The organism is Mycolicibacterium obuense (assembly GCF_055397605.1).
Genome location: NZ_AP043663.1, coordinates 4,589,913 through 4,607,896 on the forward strand (window position 1 = coordinate 4,589,913; position 17,984 = coordinate 4,607,896).

Genomic DNA, 17,984 nt, shown 5'->3' on the forward strand with positions numbered 1-17,984 from the left:
AGGCTGACACGCACCGTCAGGTTTTGTCAATATTGACGAAACCTGGGATCAGCTGGGGTTGCCGACCCCGTCCTGAAGCAGTGCCAACGCCTGACGGCACAGCCTGTCCAACTCGGGCAGCGAACGGTCCTCCCCCAGCATCCAGACCTCCATCGCGCCGAACACCGCCGCGGCGATGCAGCGCGCCGTCACCGTGATGCGCATGCGCTCTTCGGTGCCGGGCGCGGGCGGATCCTTGGCGGCCATCCGCTCCTCGATGGCCTCGGCGAAGTCCGCCTCCACCTGCCGGATGTGCCGCACGATCCGACCGGGATCGAGGTCCTGGCTGCGCATCGCAGCGATCCGGGTGACAGCCGAATCGTCGTACGGGGCAGCCGAAATGGCGCATTGCACCGACTCGATGATCGGTTCGTCCGGGGATCGCGCGGACAGCGCCGCGCGGAACCAGTGCAGGCCCGCGTCGTAGTCGGCGAAGAGCAGATCGTGTTTCGACGAGAAGTGCCGATAGAACGTCCGCAACGAGACACCCGCATCGGCGGCGATCTGCTCGGCCGACGTCTCCTCGACTCCCTGGGCCAGGAAACGGACGGCCGCGGCCTGGCGGAGCGCCTCCCGGGTGCGCTCGCTGCGCGCCGTCTGGGCAGGGCGGACCATCTCGGTAACGTACCGCACCCGCGACCCGCCGCGGCCCGAGCACAACTGCTGCCATTGCCCAGTGGTGCGCACAGGTTAGGGTGTGACGACAGTGTGAAAATTTGACATTGCTGACGACGCGGGGGCGACGGCTGGTGAAGGTCCATCATGTGAACTGCGGCTCGATGCGGCCCTGGGGGGCGGGCAGTCTCGTGTGCCATGTGCTGCTGGTCGAGGCGGACAACGGGCTGGTGCTCGTCGACACGGGGTTCGGCACGCAGGACTGCATGCGCCCGGCCCGCTTCGGCCCTTTTCGGCGATACTTCTTCCGGCCGTCCTTCGACGTGGCCGAATCAGCTGTGCGTCAGGTCGAGGCGCTCGGCTTCCACCGCACCGACGTGCGGCACATCATCACCACGCATTTCGACGCCGATCACATCGGCGGGCTGGCCGACTTCCCCGACGCCCAGGTCCACGTCACCGCGGCCGAGGTGGATCAGGCGATGCGCTCGCCCGCGCTGCCCGACCGGATCCGATACCGCGCCGAGCAGTGGGCACACGGCCCTCACCTGGTCGAGTACGACATCACAGGCGAGGCGTGGCGGGGGTTCGCCGCCGCCAGGGAGCTCACGGCGATCGGCCCCGGATTCGTGTTCATCTCCTTGCCCGGCCACACTCGCGGGCATGCGTGCGTGGCTGTCGACGCCGGCGACCGCTGGATACTGCACGCCGGGGATGCGTTCTTCCAGTCCGGCACACTCGACGAGAACCCGCGGGTGCCCGCGCTGACGGCGTTCGAGCGAGCTGTTGCGGAAAATCGGAAACAGTTGGTGGACAACCACTCCCGGCTCGTCGAGCTACACCGCCGCGACGAACCCGACCTGATGATCGTGTGCTCGCACGATCCGACGCTCTACGAGCAGGCCAGAGCGTCGCGCTGATCCCGGAAGCCCACCAGGGCGATGGACGCCTCCACTGCCTCGTCGGTGACATCGCTGAGCCGCCCGCCCTCCTCGACGGTGATCGCGGTCAGCTCCCTCAGCCCGCCGAGCAGCATGACGATGCGCCGCCGGGGCACGGGACCGATGCCGGCCGAACGGAATTCGGCGCTATCACTCAGCGCGTCGACCATGTCGATGAAGTGGTCCAGCGCGTCACGCTGCAACCCCCGTGCCGCGCTGCCCAGCGCCGGTACGTCACGAATCCAACTGAGCATCAACGCCGATCGCGCCTCAGCGGAGGCGATCCACGCCTCGATGGCCTGGCGGACCTGCTTCTGCCATGGCGCTGCGGGATCGACGGCCGCGCGGATCTGCTGGATCTGATCGGCGTTGGCCTCGGTGAGCAGCGCGACGAAGCACTCGTCGCGGCTGGTGAAGTGCTCGTAGAACGTGCGCCGCGACGTCCTGGCCCGGCGCACGATCTCGGCGACCGTGGTCTTGGCATAGCCCTGCTCGGCGATCGAGGCTTCCAGGCCGTCGAGCAGGCGCTGGCGGAAGTCGCTCATGTCAGCGGCAGTAGTTGCGGGTGGCGAGATCCAGTGCCTGCCGGTAGAGCGGATCGAGGCCACGCGACGTCGCCACCGATGACTTCGCGGCATCGAGCTCGGCGGGGCACTGCGGGGAGTGCAGCTTCCCCCACTCCTCGGCCATCAGCGTCACCATCTCGCGGTTGAGCGCGTCGATGATGTCCCGCGACGAGGCCAGATCGGGCGCATCGGCCGGTGCGGCGGCCGGATCGAACGTCCACTGCGCCAGCCGCTGGTACTCGATGCCCACCGTGGCGTCGAGCTGGTCGCGGAATGCGGTCTGCACGTAGGCGGGGTCGATCTGGAAGTCCCGGGCCTGACCCGCGACCGCATCGAGCACCTGCTGCTCGCGTGCGGCATCGACGATCGGGGTGCGGGTGTGGAACTTGTTGGCCGCGACGGGCTCGGCGATCTGCAGGCGGCGCACCGCGGCGTCGACGAGATCGGTCACGGTGTAGGTGGGTTGCGCCGACGCAACAGGCGGGATGCCAGGGACGAGGGTCACCGCCAGACCGGCGGCGACCGCTGCGACTGCACCACGGATGTTCATGGTGGCCAGGGCCGGGATCGAACCGGCGACCTTCCGCTTTTCAGGCGGACGCTCGTACCAACTGAGCTACCTGGCCGGAAGGCCACCGACTCACGCCGACGAACCTCGCCAATATGGCGACCCTGACGGGACTCGAACCCGCGACCTCCGCCGTGACAGGGCGGCGCGCTAACCAACTGCGCCACAGGGCCTTACTGTGTGCAACCCGACAACTCGCGTTGCGTGTACCCCCAACGGGATTCGAACCCGTGCTACCGCCGTGAAAGGGCGGCGTCCTAGGCCACTAGACGATGGGGGCCAAGTCCGAATTCCTCCGGGGCACTCGCAACAACGTTCGTTGGGAGCTTCGATAGCTTAGGGTACCGACACCCGAATCCTCAAACGGCCACCCCCGCAGTATCCTTTTGCAGGCACACACGCCACGCCCCTATAGCTCAGTCGGTAGAGCTACGGACTTTTAATCCGCAGGTCCCAGGTTCGAGCCCTGGTGGGGGCACCAGCACGAACTCGCAGCTCACACCGTGATCATCACGATGGCCGCGACCAGCACGGCGAGCACCGCCGCCACCCCGGCCAGCACCGCGACGGCGCGCTGCGGCGCCCCGCTCATCCCGACGGCCTGCCCGTCCAGACACGCCCGCATCTGCTCGGCCGTCGCAAAGCGCCACCGAGGATCCGGTGACATCGCGCGCTCCACGGTGGCCACCAGCGCCGGATCGAGGTCAGACCGCAGCACCGACAGCGGTGTCACCGCGCCGGCCGCGATCGCATCGGCCAACCCGGTCAGACTCTCTTGGGGATACGCCCGGCGGCCGGTCAGTGCCTCGTAGGCCACCACGCCGAGCGCGTAGAGATCGTCACTGGGTACCGCGGGCCGGCCGGCGATGCGGTCGGCCGGCAGGTACGCCATCGTCCCGAAGACGCGGTTCGTCAGCGTCTGTGGACTGTCAGCGCTCTTGGCCACCCCGAAGTCGGCGACCTTCACGGTGCCGAACCACGTGTAGAGCAGGTTGGCCGGTTTGATGTCGCGGTGCAGGACGCCGCGGGCGTGGGCGGCGCCCAGCGCGTCCAGCACGTCGCGCAGCACGCCCCGCACGTGCTGCGCCGGCATCGGGCCACCACGCGCCAGCGCATCGGCCACACTGCGGCCCGGTAGACGTTCGAGCACGATGTAGTGCCTGCCGCGGTGGATTCCGGTGTCGTGCACCGCGACGACGTGGGGGTGTGCCACGACTGCGGCGGCGCGCGCCTCGGTGGCGAAGCGGCGGCGGGTGTCGGGCTGCTCGCTCACCGACGGATACAGCAGTTTGACCGCCACGGGCCGGCCGAGCCGCAAGTCCCAGGCGTCACGCACCTCGGCCATGCCACCACGGCCGAGAATGCCTCGTAGCTCGTAGCGACCGCCCAGAACCTCCGGCGCGTGCATGCTCTCCAAGCTAGCCGCAACGGCCCCGTTGCAAACCTGACGCGGCCGCGGCGAGCCCCTCGTAGGATCGTCGTCGATGCTCAGCTCACGATCACCCCGACGTCACTGGTACCGGCGCCATCCCGTGCTCACGGCGACGGCTGCCGCTGTGGCGCTCTGGTGGTTGTGGCTCGGCTGGTACCCGGCGGTGATCATCGTCACCGCAGCGGCCGTCGCCCTCACGATCCGCCGCCGCAGACGGGCAGCCGTCATCCGCGACGCCGGACTACGCGCCCGCGCCGACTACGAACACCAGCTGACGTTGGCAGGCGACCCGCACGGCATCTACGGCCGCTTCCCACCTGCCGCCTGGTCCGTCGGCGCCTATGTCACGCAGGCCCCGTCAGCCCGACCCCGATGGTGATCTCCGGGTGCTGCGCCGGATCGAGCCACTGCAGCACCGACCGCATCTGATCGCGCCCGATCGCGACGCATCCCCACGTCGGTTCGCCGTCGGTCACGTGCAGGAAGATCCCCGCGGAGCGGCCCGGAACCCGCTCCGGATTGTGGTCGATCAGCACCGCGTAGTCGTAGATCTCCCCGGAGTCGTAGAGGTTCTCCGCGTCCTCGGAGTCGATCTCCGCAGCGTGCACGTGGGTGTTGTAGGTCGGCGAATCCACGTCCTCGTCCCACCAGTCCTCGTCGGTCGCGACGAAATACGGCATGCGGGTGCCGGGGTTGTCGCTACGCCCGAACGCCTGCCCCAGCGGGAACGTGCCCACCGGGGTCCGGAACACGTCGTCGGCCGGGGCGCCCACCCCGAGCCGGCCGAGATCTGCCGGGGTCGGGCCCAGCACCACCCGCCAGCGGCCGTCGACGCGTTCGTAGGTCGTGAGTTCGCCGACCGGCGAATCCGGCTCCGGCGCACTGACCACGATGCGCTGCGCCGACGCGTCGCCCCCGGGTTCGGCGGCGGCGCTGCCGGTGGCGCCGGCCGCGAGGATCATCAGCAGTGGCGCGACGGTCAGTTTGCCCAGCACAGAGTCGAAACTACGCGTGTCAGACCTTCGGACAGTAGAAGTGCGGGTCGTCGCGGTATTCGACCGGCGGCAGGTTACGCGCCGGGGTTTCCACCAGCGGCGCGTCGGCAGGCAGGCGGCCGTGCGCCCGGTCCCATGCCGAACGTTTGCGCGGATGCATCAGCATCCGCCGGGGCATCAGGCGGGTGGTCAGGTACACCGCCCGACCGAAGAGCGCGTGTAACCGCTCCTGCCGGGGCGACCACGAATAGCCCATGAGCTCACGCACCGGCGGGTCGTAGAGACCGACGGTGGCGAAGTTGAAGAAGCGCTGCATCACGGCGATGTTGAGCTGCCACAACCAGTCCGGAAGCCAGTCGAGCGACGGGTGTTTCGGCATCGTGGAGAGGTCCATCACCTCGCGCGCGGCCCAGTTGTCCTCGAGTACGTTGCGGCACATGTGATCCCAGTACCGCTCGAAGTCCTCCCAGGTGGCGGGTACCGGCCGCATGCTCATCCCGTACATGCGGTACCACGTCACATGCTCGTCGAACAGCTGCCGCTTCTGCGCGTCGGTCAGTCCGCCGCCGACCCATTCGGCCGCCAGCAGAGTGGATTTGAAGAAGGTGGCGTGCGCCCAGTAGAAGACGTCGGGATTCAGCGCGCTGTAACGCCGGCCCTGGTCGTCGACGCCCTTGATGCCGATGTGATAGTCGCGGACCTGCGCTCCGGTGCGCGGCGCCCGGTCGCCATCGAACACCACTCCGCCGATGGGATAGACCGACCGGAACAGCCGGGGCATCCGCTCGAGGAAGAAGATCGAATGCTGCTGCACCGCCGCGCCGAGCTGCGGGTGCATGTTCTGCATCGAACCCGCCCACGGGCCCTGCAGCATGCCGGTCCACTGTCCGAAGTACTTCCATGTCAGCGAGTCGGGACCCAGGGCGGTGGGCACGTCGTCGTAGCCGCCGGTCACCGGACAGCCGGCGCCGACCGCGGTGTCGGCGCCGGACTCGCTGGTCACCGGGCATGTGGCGGACGTATCTTGAGTCACTGTTCGCGCTACCCCAATTCTGACTACATACGTTGTCAAAACGGAGTCTAGGAGGACTGTGTCGTCCGGTCAACGACGGGGCAGGTGGTCCGGCGTCCCCGTGCGGGACCGCCCAGCCCTGCGCCGCGACGATCTGATCACCGCCGGGATCGAGCTGCTCGGCAGCCCGGGCGGCCCGAACCTCACGGTCCGTGCCGCATGCCGCGCCGCGGGTTTGACCGAGCGCTACTTCTACGAGAGCTTCACCGACCGCGACGACTACGTCGCCGCGATCTACGACGAGGTGGGCAGCGCCGCGATGGCGTCCTTGGCGAAGTCGGAGAGCATGCGCGATGCGGTCGAGCGGTTCGTCGCGATGATGGTCGACGATCCGGCCCGCGGCCGCCTGCTGCTGCTCGCGCCCGAGGCCGAGCCGGTGCTGGCCCGCTCGGGAGCACGCTGGATGCCGAATTTCATCGAGTTGCTGCAGCACAACCTGACCCGCATCACCGACCCCACGACCCAGGCCATGGTTGCCACCGGGCTCATCGGGGCACTCACTGCATTGTTCACCGCGTACCTGGACGGCCGGCTCTCTGCGACCCGCGAGCAGTTCATCGACCACTGCGCCGAGCTGCTGCTGCACGGCGCTTCGCGCTGAATCGGCGCAGCCGAGAGGGTGTGACATCCGGCGCGGCTACTTGAATGTCACCGGCATACACAGATATATTGACTGCAACTACGAGGTACAGATATCGGAGGTGTCATGGCCAAGGATCTGACTGATCTGCAGCTTTTGACCGAACTGGAGCCCGTTGTCGAGCCCCTGGTCAATCGGCACATGAAGATGAAGAAGGACTGGAATCCCCACGACTTCATCCCGTGGTCCGACGGCAAGAACTACTACGCCCTCGGCGGCCAGGACTGGGACATCGAGCAGTCGAAGCTCTCCGAGGTGGCGCGGGTCGCGATGCTGACCAACCTGCTGACCGAGGACAACCTGCCGTCCTACCACCGCGAGATCGCGATGAATTTCAGCATGGACGGCCCGTGGGGCTTCTGGGTCAACCGGTGGACCGCTGAGGAGAACCGGCACGGCATCGCGCTGCGCGACTACCTCGTCGTCACCCGCAACGTCGACCCCGTCGAGCTGGAGATGCTGCGTGTCGAGCAGATGACCCGCGGCTTCTCCCCCGGCCAGAACCAGCAGGGTGGCCTCGAACTGTTCGCCGAGAGCCTGTTCGACTCGGTCATCTACGTGACGTTCCAGGAGCTCGCCACCCGCGTCTCGCACCGCAACACCGGCAAGGCGTGTGACGACCCGATCGCCGATCAGCTGCTGCAGCGCGTCTCGGCCGACGAGAACCTGCACATGATCTTCTACCGGGACGTGTCCGAGGCCGGCTTCGAGATCGCGCCCGACCAGGCGATGAAGTCGCTGCACAAGGTGCTGCGCAACTTCAAGATGCCCGGATACACGATCCCAGACTTCCGGCGGCGCGCGGTCACCATCGCCTCCGGCGGTGTCTACGATCCGCGCATCCACCTCGAGGACATCGTGATGCCCGTGCTCAAGAAGTGGCGCATCTTCGAGCGCGAGGACTTCAACGGCGAGAGCGCCAAGATGCGCGATGACCTCGGCCTGCTGGTCGAGGAACTGCAGGAGGCCGTCGACAAGTTCGAGGTCGCCAAGCAGCGTCGTGAAGAGCGGCTGCGTCAGATGGCGGAGAAGAAGGCTGCCAAGAACCAGCTGGTGGGATCATCGACGTCGTAGCACCCAACTCGTCCCGAACGGCCCGGTCCCTGCGGATCGGGCCGTTCGAGCTTGCCAGCCCCGTCGTCCTCGCTCCGATGGCCGGGGTCACCAACGTTGCCTTCCGCACGCTGTGCCGCGAACTCGAACTCGCCCGCGCGGGCACTGTCAGCGGCCTCTACGTCTGCGAGATGGTGACCGCGCGCGCGTTGGTCGAGCGGCATCCGGTCACGATGCACATGACCACGTTCGCGCCCGAAGAATCGCCGCGATCGCTGCAGCTCTACACCGTCGACCCCGTCAACACCTATGCGGCGGCCAAGATGATCGTCGACGAGAACCTGGCCGACCACATCGACATGAACTTCGGTTGTCCCGTACCGAAGGTGACACGTCGGGGCGGTGGCGCCGCCCTGCCGTACAAGCGTCGCCTGTTCGGTCAGATCGTCGCCGCCGCGGTGAAAGCGACCGAGGGCACCGACATCCCGGTCACCGTCAAGTTCCGCGTCGGCATCGACGACGAGCACCACACCCACCTCGACGCCGGGCGGATCGCCGCTGAGGAAGGCGCCGCCGCGGTCGCACTGCACGCGCGCACGGCCGCGCAGCGGTACTCGGGCACCGCCGACTGGGAGCAGATCGCGGCGCTCAAGGCGCACGTCAGCGGGATTCCAGTGCTCGGAAACGGTGATATCTTCGACGCTCGAGACGCGCTGGCCATGATGGCCGCGACGGGCTGCGACGGCGTCGTGATCGGCCGGGGCTGCCTGGGGCGGCCGTGGCTGTTCGCCGAACTCTCCGCCGCCTTCAACGGCGAGACACCGGCCACCCCGCCCACCCTGGGTGAGGTCGCGTCCATCATTCGTCGACACGGCGAGCTGCTCGCTGCGCACTTCGGAGAGGACAAAGGGATGCGCGACATGCGCAAACACGTGGCCTGGTACCTGCACGGCTTCCCGGCCGGAGCGGATCTGCGGCGGTCATTGGCGCTGGTGAAGACGATCTCCGAGCTCGACGATTTGCTCGGCGAACTCGATGCCGACGTGCCCTTCCCGGATGCCGCCAACGGGCCGCGCGGGCGCCAGGGGTCGGCGGCGTCGGTGTCGCTGCCGGAGAACTGGCTCGACGATCCCGACGACTGCGCGGTGCCGGTCGGCGCCGACGTCATGCATTCGGGCGGCTGACCGCCTCTTTGACATGTGTCTCGAGTGGATATCGATCGTCGGCTGACGGCTTCCGTCGGCTAGCCCTCTCTCAGGATGTCTCAGTACGATGAGATGCCAGCGAAAACGCTGATGTGTCCGGCCCCGAACGCGGGGACGGGATCAGCGCGTATCGAGGTGGAGTTGGCGCTCACCCGAGGTGCGCGTCGGCGCCGACGAGGCGCCAGCGGAGCCATAGGAGCTGAAAGGCCGGTAGACGATGAGTGACGGTGATCACGCCACTCCCGGCCGCCCGGACTCCAGCGAGCCAGACCGCGACAACGAATGGCTTACCCGATCGACACGGCCGACACCAGGCGCCGCGCCGTGGGAACGCGGGACCGATTCTCCGTCGCGCGGAACTGACGACGAATCCGCGCCGATCACCGTCGCCGACCTCATCGCGAAGATCCACGGCGAAGCACCGATCCCCGAGCGGCCCACCCGGCACCGTGCGGAACCCGAACCCGAACCCGAACCCGTATCCGAGCCAGAGCCCGACTTCGAGCTAGAGCCCGACTCCCCGCCTGAGCCCGAGCCGTACCCCGCCGACGAGTTCGACACGACGATCCTGCCGGCCGTGCACGCACACCCTTCGGAGCTGCCGGACCTGACGGCCACCGCGGTACCCGAGGCGCCGAAGCCTGAGCGTCCACGGCATCACCGCAGCGTCATCGTCGGACGGGTCGTCGCGGCTCTGGTCGCCGTGCTGGCACTGGTCCTGACCGGCGGTGCATGGCAATGGCAGTCCTCGAAGAACAACCTTCTCAACCGCGTCTCGGCGCTCGACCCCGATTCCCGCGACATTGTCGACCCCAATGCCCAGTTCGGCGACGAGAATTTCCTGATCGTCGGCACCGACACCCGCATCGGGGACAACAGTGAAATGGGCGCCGGCACCACCGAGGACGCCGCGGGCGCCCGGTCGGACACGGTGATGCTGGTCAACATCCCGGCGAACCGTAAGCGCGTGGTCGCGGTGTCGTTTCCTCGCGACCTGAAAATCGAACCGATGAAGTGCGAGGTCTGGAATCCGGAGACCCGCCAGTACGGCCCGATCTATGACGAGGACACCGAATCCTGGGGGCCCGAAGAGGCCTACACGGAATACAAGCTGAACTCGGCTTTCGCCGTCGGCGGGCCCAAATGCCTGGTCAAGGTCATTCAGAAGCTGTCGGGCCTGCACGTCAACCGTTTCATGGCCGTCGACTTCGCCGGCTTCTCCAAGATGGTCGACGCCCTCGGCGGCGTCGAGGTGTGCAGCACGACGCCGATCGAGGACTACGAGCTGGGTACCGTCCTGGCCAACTCCGGCCGCCAGGTCGTCGACGGACACACAGCGCTGAACTATGTGCGCGCCCGCCAGGTGACCACCGAAACCAACGGCGACTACGGGCGGATAAAACGCCAGCAGCGGTTCCTGTCGTCACTGCTGCGATCGCTGATCTCCAAAGACACGTTCTTCTCGCTGTCGAAGCTCAACAACGTCGTGAACATGTTCATCAACGACAGCTACGTCGACAACCTCGACACCAAGGATCTCGTCGACCTCGGCCAGTCGGTGCAGGGCGTCAACGCGGGCCGGATCACCTTCATCACGGTGCCGACCGTCGGCTATGCCGACGAGTACGGCAACGAGATCCCCCGCACCGACGACATGCGCGCACTGTTCGACGCGATCATCAACGACGATCCGCTGCCCGAGGAACGCAACGCCGACAACACCCCTGTCCCCGGCACCCCTGCGGCGCCGACCAACGGCGCCCCGGCCCCGGCTCCGGACGGCGAGGTCATCGAGGCCGTCGCCACCAATCCCGCCGACGTGACCGTGCGGGTGTCCAACTCGACCTCCGAGAGCGGGTTGGCGTCCAGCGCGGCCGAAGCACTCCAGACCCACGGCTTCTCCATCACCGACCCCGACGACTACCCCGGTCCCCTGGATCACACCACGGTGTTCTTCTCCCCCGGCAACGAGGAAGCGGCGGCGACGGTGGCCTCGTCGTTCCCCGACCCGACGATCGAGCGGTCGAGCGGCCTCGGCGACGTCGTGCAAGTAGTCCTGGGCAAGGACTTCTCCACGGTCGGCACGCCGATGCCGAGCGGTTCGACCGTCAAGGTGCACGTGCTGCGCGGGTCGAAGAACACCTCAAGCGCGCTGCCCGAAGATCTGACGGTCACCAACGCCGCCGACACATCCTGCGAATAACGGGCGGCATTCACCTGGCGTTCACCGCCCGGCTCGTGACGATCTGTGCAGGTAGCACGTAGGCTTTTGATCATGCGTACCGCGTACCACGAGCAGCTGGAATCTCTGACGACCCAGCTCGGTGACATGTGCGGGCTGGCGGGCACGGCGATGGAGCGGGCGACACAGGCGCTGCTCCAGGCCGATCTCGCGCTGGCCGAACAGGTGATCACCGACCACGAGCAGATCTCCGCGATGAGCGTCCGGGCCGAAGAGACCGCCTTCGTCCTCCTGGCGCTGCAGGCGCCCGTCGCCGGGGATCTGCGTGCGATCGTCAGCTCGATCCAGATCGTCGCCGACGTCGACCGGATGGGCGCACTGGCACTGCACGTGGCCAAGATCGCGCGTCGCCGGCACCCCCAGCACGCGCTGCCCGAAGAGGTCAACGGCTACTTCGCCGAGATGGGCCGCGTCGCCGTCGAACTCGGCCAGAGCGCCCGCGAAGTGCTGCTCACCCGCGATCCGGAGAAGGCCGCCAGGATCCGCGACGAGGACGACGCCATGGATGATCTGCACCGGCATCTGTTCTCGGTGCTGATGGACCGCGAGTGGCGGCACGGGGTCGCAGCTGCGGTCGACGTGACACTGCTGGGCCGGTTCTACGAGCGCTTCGCCGATCACGCCGTGGAGATCGCACGCCGGGTGATCTTCCAGGTGACCGGGCACGCACCCGAAGAAGAAGGCCTGCCGCTCTCCCGCTGACGAGAGCGGCAGCAACAAGAAAGCCCCCCGGGACATCTCCTCCGGGGGGCTCACTTGTTGCCGGAATGGCCTGTCAGCCGAAGCGGCCCGAGATGTAGTCCTCGGTCGCCTTCTGCGTCGGGTTCGAGAAGATCTTCTCGGTGTCGTCGATCTCGATCAACCGGCCCGGCTTGCCCGTCGCCTCGAGGTTGAAGAACGCCGTCTGATCGCTCACGCGGGCAGCCTGCTGCATGTTGTGCGTGACGATCACGATCGTGAAGTCCTGCTTCAGCTCGGCGATCAGATCCTCGATCGCCAGCGTCGAGATCGGGTCCAGCGCCGAGCACGGCTCGTCCATCAGCAGCACGTCGGGCTGCACGGCGATCGCCCGGGCGATGCAGAGTCGCTGCTGCTGACCGCCGGATAGCCCGCCGCCGGGTTTGTCCAACCGGTCCTTGACCTCGGTCCACAGGTTCGCGCCCTTGAGTGAGCGCTCGGCCACCTCGTCGAGGGTCTTCTTGTTGCGCACGCCCTGGAGCTTCAGCCCGGCCACCACGTTGTCGCGAATCGACATGGTGGGGAACGGATTCGGCCGCTGGAACACCATGCCGATGGTCTTGCGCACACCGACCGGATCGACGCCGGCACCGTAGATGTCGTCACCGTCGAGCAGCACCGAGCCCTCCACACGGGCGCCGGGGATGACCTCGTGCATCCGGTTCAGCGTGCGCAGCACGGTGGACTTGCCGCACCCCGACGGTCCGATGAACGCAGTGACGCTGCGCGGCGGCACCGACATGGACACATCGGCGACGGCGTGGAAGTTGCCGTAGTAGATGTTGACGTCTTTGAGATCGAGTCGCTTGGCCACTGATTTTCTCCTAGACCTTCTTGGGCGCAAAGAATTTGGCGATGAATCGGGCACCGACGTTGAGCAGCGCGATGACGATGATCAACGTCAGGGCGGCACCCCACATCCGGTCGGTGGGCACCGGATTGGCACCGGCCCCGGCGGACGTCTGGTCGTACATCATGCCCGGCAGCGAGCCCATGAACCCGCTGAACATGTCGAAGTTGATGGCCTGCGAGTAGCCCACCAGGATCAGCAGCGGTGCCGTCTCCCCCATCACGCGGGCCAGGGACAGCAGGATGCCGGTGACGATTCCCGACAGCGCGGTCGGGATCACGATCGCTGCGATCGTCTTCCACTTCGGCACGCCCAGTGCGTAACTCGCCTCCCGCAGGTCCATCGGGACGATGCGCAGCATCTCCTCGGTGGACCGGACGATCACCGGGATCATCAGCAGCACCAACGCCAGGGACACGGCGATGCCCGACCTCTCGAACCCGAACGTCGCGACCCAGAGCGCGTAGATGAACAGCGCCGCGACGATCGACGGCACACCCGTGAGGATGTCGACCATGAACGTGGTCAGCTTGCCCAACCGTGTGCCGCCGCCGTACTCGACCAGGTAGATGCCGACGAAGACGCCGATCGGAATGGAGATCACCGCGCACACCGCGGCTTGCAGGAGGCTGCCGACGATCGCGTGGTAGGCGCCGCCGCCGGCAGCGAACGCTGTCATGCCCGCCTGGGAGTTCAGCCACCAGGTGCTCGACGTGATCACGCCGATCCCCTTGGACACCACGGTGTAGAGCACCCACAGCAGCGGCACCAACGCGATGATCACCGACGTGGTCACCAGGACGGTCGCCGCATTGTTCGTGATCTTCCGGCGTGTGCTGACGCCTTGGAATGTCGGAGCCTTGACGGGGCGGTCCAGTGTCGGAGAACTCATGATGCAGACCGGTCCTTTCCGGAGACCGCGGCGCGGGCCAGCGAGTTCACCACGAAGGTCAGGATGAACAGCACCAGCCCGGCCGCGATGTAGGCGCCCGCCTTGTACTGATCGTTGAATTCCGATGCGGCCGCGGCGATCTTGCTCGCGAACGTGTAGCCGGCATCGAACAGCGTCCAGCCGAACGCCGACTGGGTGCCGCGCAGGATGATCAGCAGGGCGATCGTCTCACCCAGCGCGCGGCCGAGGCCGAGCATCGCGCCGCTGATGTAGCCCGACATCCCGAACGGCAGCACCGTCGTGCGGACCACTTCCCAGCGCGTCGCGCCGAGCGCCAGCGCGGCTTCGATCTGGCCGCGCGGGGTCTGCACGAACACCTCGCGGGTGACCGCGGTGATGATCGGAAGGATCATCACCGCCAACACGATCCCGGCGGTGAAGATCGTGCCGCCGCCCGCAACCGAGGCGTTGCCGGTTCCGAACAGGAAGAACCAGCTTCCGAGAGTTTCGTTGAGCCACAACGCCACCGGCCTGATCACCGGTGCGAGCACGTAGAGGCCCCACACGCCGTAGATGATCGACGGCACTGCGGCGAGCAGATCCACCATGTAGGCCAGCGGACCGACCACCCGCTTGGGCGCGTAGTTGGTCAGATAGATCGCGATTCCCAGCGCGATCGGCATGGCGAGCACCAGTGCGAACACCGACACGAACACCGTGACCTGCAGCAGATCCAGGATGCCGAACTGCATCGCCGAGGTGTCGGTGGTGATCCAGTTCCCGCCGTACAGGAAGAAATTCTGCTCGTTGCGCGCCAAGGCGGGGATCGCCCGCCACAGCAGGAAGATCCCGATCGCGGCGATGAGCGCGACGATGAAAACGCCTGAGCTCTCGGCCAATCCGCGGAAGATCCGGTCGCCCAGGCGAACCACGCCGTGACGCGAGGGGTCGGTGGACAGCGGCGTCGGCTCGGGGTGGGGTGCGGCCAAGGCCTCACCCGACCCCGCGCCCATCGGATCGGGGATAGTCACAGAAGTTCCGTCAGAACCCTTCTCGATACTGTTGAACGTCATCGGTGTCTGGCACCCATCCTCGCCTCGAACCTGCTACCGCGCCAGCGATCAGTCCGGTTATTTGATCGCGTCGATGGAGGTCAGCAGACGCTCCTTGAACGTGTCGGGCAGCGGCACGTAGCCGGCGCTCGACAGTCCACCCTGACCGTCGTTGGCCGCCACCGTCAGGAACGACTTGACGGCAGCGGAGGTGTCGGCGTCATAGCCGGCCGAGCAGACGATCTCGTAGGTGGCCAGCACCAGCGGGTAGGCGCCGGCTTCCTTGGTCCCGTACAGCGAATTCAGGTCGAGGGTCAGGTCGTTGCCCTCGGCGGCGAACTTCGCGGCGTCGATCGCCTTGCCCGCGGTCTCGTCGGTCAGCTCCACCGCGCCGGCACCGGTGTCGATCTGGGCGTACTTGAGACCGGCCTGCTGAGCGAAGCCCTTCTCGACGTAGCCGATCGAACCCGGGGTGGCCTGCACGGCCTGCGTGACGCCGGCCGACTTCGACGCGCCTTCGCCGGCGCCGCCCTGGAACTCGCTACCGGCGTCCTTGGTCCACGCCTCGGGCGCGGCGGCCTTCAGGTACTTCTGGAAGTTGTCGGTGGTGCCCGAGGAGTCGGAGCGGTAGATCGGGGTGATCGCGGTGTCCGGCAGAGTGGTGCCGCTGTTCAGCGCAGCGATGGCCGGGTCGTTCCACTTGGTGATCTGCCCCTGGAAGATCTTGGCCAGGGTGTCGCCGTTGAGCACCAGCTTGTCGACGCCGTCGAGGTTGTAGGCCATGGCGATGGGCCCGAACACCAGCGGGAGGTTCCAGGCCGGGTTGCCACCGCAGCGCTGCGCGGCGGCGGCGACCTGATCGCCCGAGAGCGCGGAGTCCGAGCCGGCGAAATCGACGGTCTTGGCGATGAACTGCTCACGGCCCGCACCGGATCCGGTCGGGTTGTAGGACAGGTTCTTGCCCTGGCACTTCTGGCCCCAGACCTGGTTGAACAGGGCGACGGCGTTCTGCTGGGCGGTCGAGCCCTCGGCGGTCAGCGCATTCTTGCCACCACAATCGGCGGGGGCGGAGCTGCTGCCCGACGCGGCGGAGCTGCTGCTGCCGCCCGACGCCGTGTTGTTGTCGCTGCCGCAGCCGGCGAGGGTGATCGCGGCGACCGCCGCGACCGAGACCGTCGTGCCGAACGTCTTGCCGATGCTCTTGCGCTTCACTGATCCCACTTTCGTCATCCACGTGTGTCGGCTGCCGGTGCGGCTCCGAGCTCACTCGGCAAGCTATGCGGCGGTAATTGACGCACTACGGATGACGGGTGAACGGCAGGTGAACAGGTCCAGCGATCTCACAGGTGATCGCCGGTGCGGCGACTGTAGGCGGCATCGACGGTCGCGACCTCGAAACCCAATCGTCGGTAGGTCTTCACCGCGGCGGTGTTGTCCGATTCGACGTAGAGCATCACCTCGGCGTCGCGCCCATCGACGCCCAACCGGTCCGCGAGGTGGTGCAGTCCGGTGAGCGTCAGCGCGGCGCCCAGACCGCGGCCCTGCGCGGACGGATCGACCCCCACCACGTACACCTCGCCGAGGGTGTCCGAATGTGTCTTGGTCCAGTGGAATCCGAGGAGATCGCCCGTGGTCTCGTCGCGGGCGAGGAACAATCCCGCCGGGTCGAACCACGGTTCGGCGCGTCGTTCTGCGATGTCGGCCGCGGTCCAGCCGCCCTGCTCGGGATGCCAGGCGAACGCGGCGTTGTTCACCCGTAGCAGCTCTGCGTCGTCGGCGGGGCCGGAGTAGGTGGTGATGCGCACCTCGGCCGGCGCCGGGGTGGCCGGCAAGTCGGTGAGGCTCCGCCGCATCTGCCACAGCTCGCGCACCACCGCGAGGTCCAGCGCCTCAGCGGTGGCTCGGGCAGGCGCGAGGTTGCCGTGCGCCCAGATGCGGGTGTCCGGCCCACCGGCGGGCAGGCCGGTGCTGATCATCGACGCGCCGATGCCGCGCCGACGCGCCTCGGGGTGGACGACGAGTTCGGCCATCGCCGGGGCGTCGTCACCGGCGGGCGCGAGATTGAGGTATCCCAGTACGCCGTCACCGTCTTCGGCGAGCAGATGCCGGGTGCGGTCATGGGCGAGTTCACGCAGGACCTGGTCACCCACCGGCGCAATGCCGTCGGACTGCGTCGCCGCGACGATCAGCTCCCGAACGAGCTGCTGCTGGTGCTCGGTCAGCCGTTCGTGCCAGCCGATCGCCGTCACGTTCTGCGCAGAGCGTCGGCAGGCGCCCCGGCCACGTCGTCATCCAACATCTCGGCGACGTCGTCGTCGTAGGGGTCGTCGTCCATGTCCTCGCCCAGATCGGCATCGGCGGCCGGTGGCCGCCCCCGGGCGGGGCGCACTGCCTTGTAGCCGACGTTGCGCACGGTGCCGATCAACGATTCGTATTCGGTGCCGAGCTTGGCGCGCAGCCGTCGGACGTGCACGTCGACGGTGCGGGTGCCGCCGAAGAAGTCGTAGCCCCACACTTCCTGCAGCAGCTGCGCACGGGTGAACACCCTGCCCGCGTGCTGCGCCAGGTACTTGAGCAGCTCGAATTCCTTGTAGGTGAGGTCGAGCGGCCGTCCGCGCAATCGAGCCGTGTAGGTGCCCTCGTCGATGACCAGTTCGCCGAGGCTGATCTTGCCCACGTTCTCCTGGTTGGCCATCCCGCCGCGGCGGCCGACGAGCAGTCGCAGCCGGGCGTCGATCTCGGCCGGGCCGGTGCTGGGCAGCAGGATCTCGTCCAAGCCCCATTCCGTGTTGACGGCGACGAGACCGCCCTCGTTGACGACGGCGACGACGGGAACTGCGGTTCCGGTGGTGCCGAGGAGGCGACACAGGCCGCGCGCGGCGGCCAGGTCGGTGCGGGCGTCGACGATCGCCACATCCGCAGATCCGGCTTCCAGCAAAGACGACACTTCGGTCGGCGCGGTCCGCACGTTGTGCGCCAGCAGCGACAACGAAGGCAGGACGGATTCGGGGTGCGGGTCAACAGTCAGTAGCAGTAGGTCCAACTGTCCCCTCCAGCAGCCGTGGAGTCATCCGAGACCTCGCC

Annotated in this window: 19 protein-coding genes and 4 tRNA genes; 8 read left to right on the top strand and 15 right to left on the bottom strand. The window is 67.4% G+C overall.

Annotation, left to right across the window (positions count from 1 at the left end; all coding sequences use genetic code 11):
* Positions 1 to 48 precede the first annotated feature (48 nt).
* A complete protein-coding gene (locus ACZ50N_RS21995) occupies positions 49 to 654 on the bottom strand; it encodes a TetR/AcrR family transcriptional regulator (RefSeq protein WP_046362302.1) in 606 nt (201 codons plus the stop codon).
* 134 nt (positions 655 to 788) lie between these two features.
* Here ACZ50N_RS21995 and ACZ50N_RS22000 point away from each other — a divergent pair, with 134 nt between their 5' ends.
* On the top strand, positions 789 to 1,574 hold the full coding sequence (locus ACZ50N_RS22000) for an MBL fold metallo-hydrolase (RefSeq protein ID WP_464473773.1): 786 nt from the start codon (positions 789 to 791) through the stop codon (positions 1,572 to 1,574).
* Here the strand turns inward: ACZ50N_RS22000 and ACZ50N_RS22005 are convergent.
* The 5 genes from ACZ50N_RS22005 to ACZ50N_RS22025 all read right to left on the bottom strand — a co-directional run bounded on the left by ACZ50N_RS22005 (position 1,547) and on the right by ACZ50N_RS22025 (position 3,009).
* Positions 1,547 to 2,140 carry a TetR/AcrR family transcriptional regulator gene (locus ACZ50N_RS22005; protein WP_048423832.1) on the bottom strand — a complete coding sequence of 198 codons (594 nt, stop codon included), beginning with the start codon at positions 2,138 to 2,140 and terminating at the stop codon, positions 1,547 to 1,549. The two genes, ACZ50N_RS22000 and ACZ50N_RS22005, sit on opposite strands and share 28 nt — an antisense overlap.
* A 1-nt stretch (position 2,141) precedes the next feature.
* On the bottom strand, positions 2,142 to 2,711 hold the full coding sequence (locus ACZ50N_RS22010; RefSeq protein WP_048423833.1) for a chorismate mutase: 570 nt from the start codon (positions 2,709 to 2,711) through the stop codon (positions 2,142 to 2,144).
* A tRNA-Phe gene (locus ACZ50N_RS22015) sits at positions 2,711 to 2,787 on the bottom strand. The genes ACZ50N_RS22010 and ACZ50N_RS22015 overlap by 1 nt, the downstream gene beginning before the upstream one ends.
* A 38-nt stretch (positions 2,788 to 2,825) precedes the next feature.
* Positions 2,826 to 2,902 (bottom strand) — tRNA-Asp (locus ACZ50N_RS22020).
* A 34-nt stretch (positions 2,903 to 2,936) separates the two neighbouring features.
* A tRNA-Glu gene (locus ACZ50N_RS22025) sits at positions 2,937 to 3,009 on the bottom strand.
* Between the two features lie 125 nt (positions 3,010 to 3,134).
* On the opposite strand from ACZ50N_RS22025, the gene ACZ50N_RS22030 reads away from it, so the two are divergent.
* A tRNA-Lys gene (locus tag ACZ50N_RS22030) sits at positions 3,135 to 3,210 on the top strand.
* Between the two features lie 15 nt (positions 3,211 to 3,225).
* Here the strand turns inward: ACZ50N_RS22030 and ACZ50N_RS22035 are convergent.
* Positions 3,226 to 4,137 (bottom strand): serine/threonine-protein kinase, encoded by a 912-nt coding sequence (locus ACZ50N_RS22035; RefSeq protein ID WP_046362284.1) that lies wholly within the window; start codon positions 4,135 to 4,137, stop codon positions 3,226 to 3,228.
* 76 nt (positions 4,138 to 4,213) lie between these two features.
* Between ACZ50N_RS22035 and ACZ50N_RS22040 the strand changes: the two genes are divergently transcribed.
* Positions 4,214 to 4,540: a hypothetical protein gene (locus ACZ50N_RS22040; RefSeq protein ID WP_133414746.1), complete on the top strand. Its 327-nt coding sequence runs from the start codon at positions 4,214 to 4,216 to the stop codon at positions 4,538 to 4,540.
* Here ACZ50N_RS22040 and ACZ50N_RS22045 read toward each other — a convergent pair.
* Both ACZ50N_RS22045 and ACZ50N_RS22050 read right to left on the bottom strand, forming a co-directional pair.
* Complete coding sequence (locus tag ACZ50N_RS22045) at positions 4,506 to 5,156, bottom strand: L,D-transpeptidase family protein (RefSeq protein WP_133414745.1); 651 nt, start codon at positions 5,154 to 5,156, stop codon at positions 4,506 to 4,508. The two genes, ACZ50N_RS22040 and ACZ50N_RS22045, sit on opposite strands and share 35 nt — an antisense overlap.
* A gap of 19 nt (positions 5,157 to 5,175) precedes the next feature.
* Entirely contained in the window at positions 5,176 to 6,189 is a 1,014-nt protein-coding gene (locus tag ACZ50N_RS22050; RefSeq protein WP_464473774.1) for an oxygenase MpaB family protein, read from the bottom strand.
* 58 nt (positions 6,190 to 6,247) lie between these two features.
* Between ACZ50N_RS22050 and ACZ50N_RS22055 the strand changes: the two genes are divergently transcribed.
* The 5 genes from ACZ50N_RS22055 (at position 6,248) to phoU (ending at position 12,070) form a co-directional block, all read left to right on the top strand.
* A complete protein-coding gene (locus ACZ50N_RS22055; RefSeq protein WP_046362281.1) occupies positions 6,248 to 6,829 on the top strand; it encodes a TetR/AcrR family transcriptional regulator in 582 nt (193 codons plus the stop codon).
* Between the two features lie 105 nt (positions 6,830 to 6,934).
* Positions 6,935 to 7,942 (top strand): acyl-ACP desaturase, encoded by a 1,008-nt coding sequence (locus ACZ50N_RS22060; RefSeq protein ID WP_046362280.1) that lies wholly within the window; start codon positions 6,935 to 6,937, stop codon positions 7,940 to 7,942.
* A 29-nt stretch (positions 7,943 to 7,971) separates the two neighbouring features.
* Positions 7,972 to 9,105, top strand: a complete 1,134-nt coding sequence (gene dusB, locus ACZ50N_RS22065; RefSeq protein WP_046362323.1) for a tRNA dihydrouridine synthase DusB — start codon at positions 7,972 to 7,974, stop codon at positions 9,103 to 9,105.
* Positions 9,106 to 9,343: 238 nt separating this feature from the next.
* Entirely contained in the window at positions 9,344 to 11,329 is a 1,986-nt protein-coding gene (locus tag ACZ50N_RS22070) for an LCP family protein (RefSeq protein WP_464473775.1), read from the top strand.
* Between the two features lie 72 nt (positions 11,330 to 11,401).
* A complete protein-coding gene (gene phoU / locus ACZ50N_RS22075; RefSeq protein ID WP_046362278.1) occupies positions 11,402 to 12,070 on the top strand; it encodes a phosphate signaling complex protein PhoU in 669 nt (222 codons plus the stop codon).
* A gap of 73 nt (positions 12,071 to 12,143) precedes the next feature.
* On the opposite strand, the gene pstB is transcribed toward phoU, so the two are convergent.
* From pstB to ACZ50N_RS22105, 6 genes are all read right to left on the bottom strand, one after another.
* Positions 12,144 to 12,920, bottom strand: coding sequence for a phosphate ABC transporter ATP-binding protein PstB (pstB, locus tag ACZ50N_RS22080; protein WP_073683201.1), 777 nt, complete (start codon positions 12,918 to 12,920; stop codon positions 12,144 to 12,146).
* 10 nt (positions 12,921 to 12,930) lie between these two features.
* Positions 12,931 to 13,848 (bottom strand): phosphate ABC transporter permease PstA, encoded by a 918-nt coding sequence (gene pstA / locus ACZ50N_RS22085; protein ID WP_046362276.1) that lies wholly within the window; start codon positions 13,846 to 13,848, stop codon positions 12,931 to 12,933.
* Entirely contained in the window at positions 13,845 to 14,921 is a 1,077-nt protein-coding gene (gene pstC, locus ACZ50N_RS22090) for a phosphate ABC transporter permease subunit PstC (protein ID WP_046362275.1), read from the bottom strand. The genes pstA and pstC overlap by 4 nt, the downstream gene beginning before the upstream one ends.
* A gap of 57 nt (positions 14,922 to 14,978) precedes the next feature.
* Positions 14,979 to 16,112 carry a phosphate ABC transporter substrate-binding protein PstS gene (pstS, locus tag ACZ50N_RS22095; RefSeq protein ID WP_419196980.1) on the bottom strand — a complete coding sequence of 378 codons (1,134 nt, stop codon included), beginning with the start codon at positions 16,110 to 16,112 and terminating at the stop codon, positions 14,979 to 14,981.
* A gap of 128 nt (positions 16,113 to 16,240) precedes the next feature.
* Positions 16,241 to 17,149, bottom strand: coding sequence for a mycothiol synthase (mshD, locus tag ACZ50N_RS22100; RefSeq protein ID WP_048423838.1), 909 nt, complete (start codon positions 17,147 to 17,149; stop codon positions 16,241 to 16,243).
* Complete coding sequence (locus ACZ50N_RS22105) at positions 17,146 to 17,943, bottom strand: winged helix-turn-helix transcriptional regulator (RefSeq protein WP_046362272.1); 798 nt, start codon at positions 17,941 to 17,943, stop codon at positions 17,146 to 17,148. The genes mshD and ACZ50N_RS22105 overlap by 4 nt, the downstream gene beginning before the upstream one ends.
* Positions 17,944 to 17,984 lie beyond the last annotated feature (41 nt).